This is a genomic window from Brasilonema octagenarum UFV-OR1 (genome assembly GCF_963888615.1).
Taxonomy (GTDB): Bacteria; Cyanobacteriota; Cyanobacteriia; order Cyanobacteriales; family Nostocaceae; genus Brasilonema; species Brasilonema sennae.
Genome location: NZ_CAWPKW010000241.1, coordinates 1 through 3,815, shown reverse-complemented (window position 1 = coordinate 3,815; position 3,815 = coordinate 1). Strand labels below are relative to the sequence as shown.

The 3,815-nt window shown below is 44.2% G+C and carries 2 protein-coding genes; both read right to left on the bottom strand.

Going from position 1 to position 3,815, the window contains the following annotated elements; translation table 11 throughout:
• Window positions 1-399: 399 nt before the first annotated feature.
• The gene (locus AC5590_RS19735) at window positions 400-600 is read right to left on the bottom strand and encodes a hypothetical protein (protein ID WP_169268911.1); all 201 of its coding nucleotides are present in this window, start codon (window positions 598-600) and stop codon (window positions 400-402) included.
• A 370-nt stretch (window positions 601-970) separates the two neighbouring features.
• Entirely contained in the window at window positions 971-3,085 is a 2,115-nt protein-coding gene (locus AC5590_RS19730; RefSeq protein WP_169268910.1) for an acylase, read from the bottom strand.
• Between the last annotated feature and the right edge of the window lie 730 nt (window positions 3,086-3,815).

Genomic DNA, 3,815 nt, shown 5'->3' with positions numbered 1-3,815 from the left:
AGGCGACTGCGTAAGCGCAAAGCGCACGCCAAGGGCGTAAGCGCAAGCGCACGCTAAGAGCGAACGCGTAAGCGTGTCCCTTTGGGACTTACGCGTAGCGTGCGCTTTGCGCTTACCCGAAGGGCGAACCCGGAGGGTGCAAGATCTCAGTTAAAACGGACTACAAGACTTACCCAGTCAGTTTTAACGGACTTTAGCTTTGAGCCAATATTTTTTTTGGCGGACGAAAAAGCAGATGCAAGATCTGAGCGCCCAACTAGCGGCTTACCGATGCTCGGATTATTGCCGACAACACCTATTTCTCCATCACTGTTTGCAACGCCAGCTATAATTCTTACACCGCTCACACTCAATCTCAAAAGTTCTCTCTTGTTTGAATGCTACTTGGTACCATACTAGTTAGTAGATTTTTTCTACTATTGCTTGCGCATTTCCTGGTAAAATATATGCGACTACTGATGACTGGTGCGATGACTCACTCATAGGAGCAGGTTTCATTTCACCCCTAAAGTCTAGCAGTTGTACAAGCAGGAGGTAGCCAAGTGCCAAAATTATGGAAACCGCACCTGTGATAATTGCAACTATTTTCCCACGATCCATCAATCTCACCTGTAATGTTAAGATATAGTAATATCCCTATATTAAAATTGCAATAGCACATAGTGGTGCAGCAGGCACGTAAATAAGCATAACATCCCAGACAGCCAAAAAGCCTGAAATCAAGGCTTTTTGACCTTTTTTGAATTCAAAATTCAAAATATGCCCAAAGGGCACGCCAAAGGCGAACAAAGTTCAATCCGGAAGAATTTTTTTGAATTAATTAATGAGGGTCAGAGCCCCCACCATAATCTTTGATTTTGTGGTCAACAATAGCGTAGAGAGTTCAAGCTCCTACTAATTGTCTTTAATTTTGAATTTTGAACTTTGAACTTTGAATTTGAGCCCGAAGGGCGAGTGACCCTGGTTACATTCAGAATGCTTTGCGCTCCTCTAAATGCGCTAGAATATCCTGACGCTCGCGCCAAACTGGACGCAACTGCTTGCCAGTGAACAACTGTAACTGATCACCGACATGGGGCGAATTTGGTTGAGTTGCATTACCATAGCCAATCAACGCCATCGCCTTTACTGGTTGAGAAAACTCAATAGCAGCGACGAACGAATCACCTTGAACTGCTTGGAAGCGACCTTCTGCTCCTGGTGCAAAATCGACGACGCGGAAAATACCGAGACTTCCATCGCCACCATTAGCAGGCAAATCCTTATCGCCCACATGTAGCCGGAAAACATCTCCCCACGCGATATCTAGCTTTCCATAAGCTTTTTCAATTTTGCCAGCAACAGCTTCCAGTGTTGCAACTGCTTTGTTGGGATCAGCTAAACCGTCTGGGGTGGTACGTGGAGAGTCTAGATTCCAAGGTTTGCTAAATGATTTATCATCTAAGTTCATCTGTTGTGCCCAAAAGGCAAAAAGTACAGCACCCTTAGAATCTGCATTCGCTTGTCTATCCCACGCCAACAGGACATCAGCTGCTCGCCGCCCTAATTCACCCCCCTGCTTTCGCGCTCTTGGAATTAAGTCATCTAAAATGCGGTCTGCCAGTTCCATGCGGGTCGAATGTTTGTATTGCACCATCTCATCAAAAGAGATTTTGTCGTCCTCAGAAAGCATTCTTATAGAACGCTCTGTCCGAAACTTGCCGGGAAAATCTAGGGAACTCGGTGCCATGTAAGCAGGGTAATTGTTTGCTTTAATAGCAGTAGGATACGTCGTTGTCCAAGGTGGATCATTAGTATTTTGCAACCAACCGCTTTTTGGATCAATGACGCGCGGTAAATCTTGGTAGGGATGGATTTTCGTCCATAGTGTTTTAGACGTGTCACCAGGAATAATCCCTTCCCAGTATTTAAAATCACCTTGAGAACGAATTGGAACATCACCGTTGAACAGGTGCATGATATGCCCATCTTTGTCTGCATACATCACCGTAAACATAGGTAGTTGCAAACGCTTGAGAACAGATTGAAACTGGGTGAGGTTTTGGGAACGCGCCATATCCCACCATTGCTCAAGCACACCAGGTCGATCAAGACCAGCAACGCGCAACGCCAAAGCAGAACCATCTTTTTGTGTGACCACAGGACCGTGAACAGAACGTTTGACGATGAGGGGTTGTTCGCTTAACGTACCGTTAGATTGTTTTACCTTCAACGAAAGGGTTTTAGTCTCAAAGGGACGAACTTTGCCATCGAAGCGATAGCCATTTTCTACTAATTTGAGTGAGTACGTATCCCAACCATCGTAAGTGTTGACGGTGTGAGTCCAGCCTAAATTATTGTTGAAGGCGATCGCCAACACCGGAATTCCAACAAGTGTTGCACCATAAGCATCAATATCGGGAGTTTTAAGTTGTGCTTCGTACCACAAAAATAAATCCGACCAAGGCAAATGTGGATTTGCAAGCAGCATCGCTTTGCCACTTTCAGAATGTGATGGGGCGATCGCCCAACCATTAGACCCGGCTTTTGATTCTTGCTTGGCAACACCAGCAACCGACTGTGGGTCGACAATAAAAGTAAAATGCAGGACTCTGTTTAGGTGAGCCAGTACATCTTCCCCTTTGACTGGCAACACTACCTCTACTTCATCATCAAGTTTGTCTGCATGCTCCTTAGCATAAGCATTAATTCCAGCAGCAAAACCATCCAGATAGTTGCGAAAAGTTGGATTTTGTGCTTTGTACCAAGAACTCGCGCGTTCTGGAACTCCCATAGTCTGAACCCAACGGTCTGATTCTAAATATTTTTCTCCCCAGTATTCGGCTGCACGTCCGCGTGCCTGACCGTAAAGACGCAAAAGCAAGTTACCATGACTTTGCATTTGTGCCCAACCAAAGGCTTGAAATGCACTTCGGGTATCTTTGCCGTAGATGTGGGGTATGCCGTAAGTATCCCACAGTATTTCAGTCGAATTTGATAGCTGTGCCGAAGTCTGACATCCCAAAACTAAAGCAAAGATGATGCCAAGTAAAAATGCTAGAAGTCGGAATGGTTTTCGCGCCAAAGTTTTATGTAAATGACCCATATTTCTATTTAGGAATTCATAAGGAGAAAAGCAAATGAGTTGCTCACCACTGTTGGATCTCAATTTTGGAGCATGGATTTTGGGAGATTTAGTTGTCAGTTAAGTTCGACTGACGGCGTGTTTGGTAACGTAGGCGACGGGAGCATTGTGTGCTCTTGGCTGTTGGCTCTATCTGACTTAATCGCCTAATTTGTCAGATTAGTTCAACCTCCCGTGTAAAGGTAACCACAAATATTTCTTAAGTAGAGTCCGCGAGGCGTGTTGGCGGATGCTCTACTTTGCCAACTTCACTTATTAATATTTCCTCGCTTCTAGTAAAAGATGTGACCAACACAAAAATTACGCTTGATAGCAACAGACCTGGAAGAACGTGCTTAGATTTCATTATTTTTCTCTAACTCCGTCACACCACGAATCTTTAGTTGATGACTAGTAACAGGAAACTATTGAAATTGATTTGCATTGAGAAAGCAAGCTTAATCAAACGACAAAAAACAAAAATTTACATTTAGTAGGTAAATTTTAAATACACTATTGCTAGTCATTAACACTAATTAATTCATAAAACTTCATTATGTCAAGTTAGTATTCTAATCGCTTTTCGCTTTTAACTAGGAATCCGGTTTGATTTGGTCAGACCAGTGCTTGATGAGGGTTTCCCTCACTTGGCATCTGGCGTATCTCCTCCACCAGACGCTCTTGCAACGCCTTCTGGCGTGCGCTCTGCGCA

Excerpts from the sequence above, each read along its gene's own strand:
- AC5590_RS19730 (WP_169268910.1), bottom strand. The coding sequence starts at position 3,085 with ATGGGTCATTTACATAAAACTTTGGCGCGAAAACCATTCCGACTTCTA.
- AC5590_RS19735 (WP_169268911.1), bottom strand. The coding sequence starts at position 600 with ATGGATCGTGGGAAAATAGTTGCAATTATCACAGGTGCGGTTTCCATA.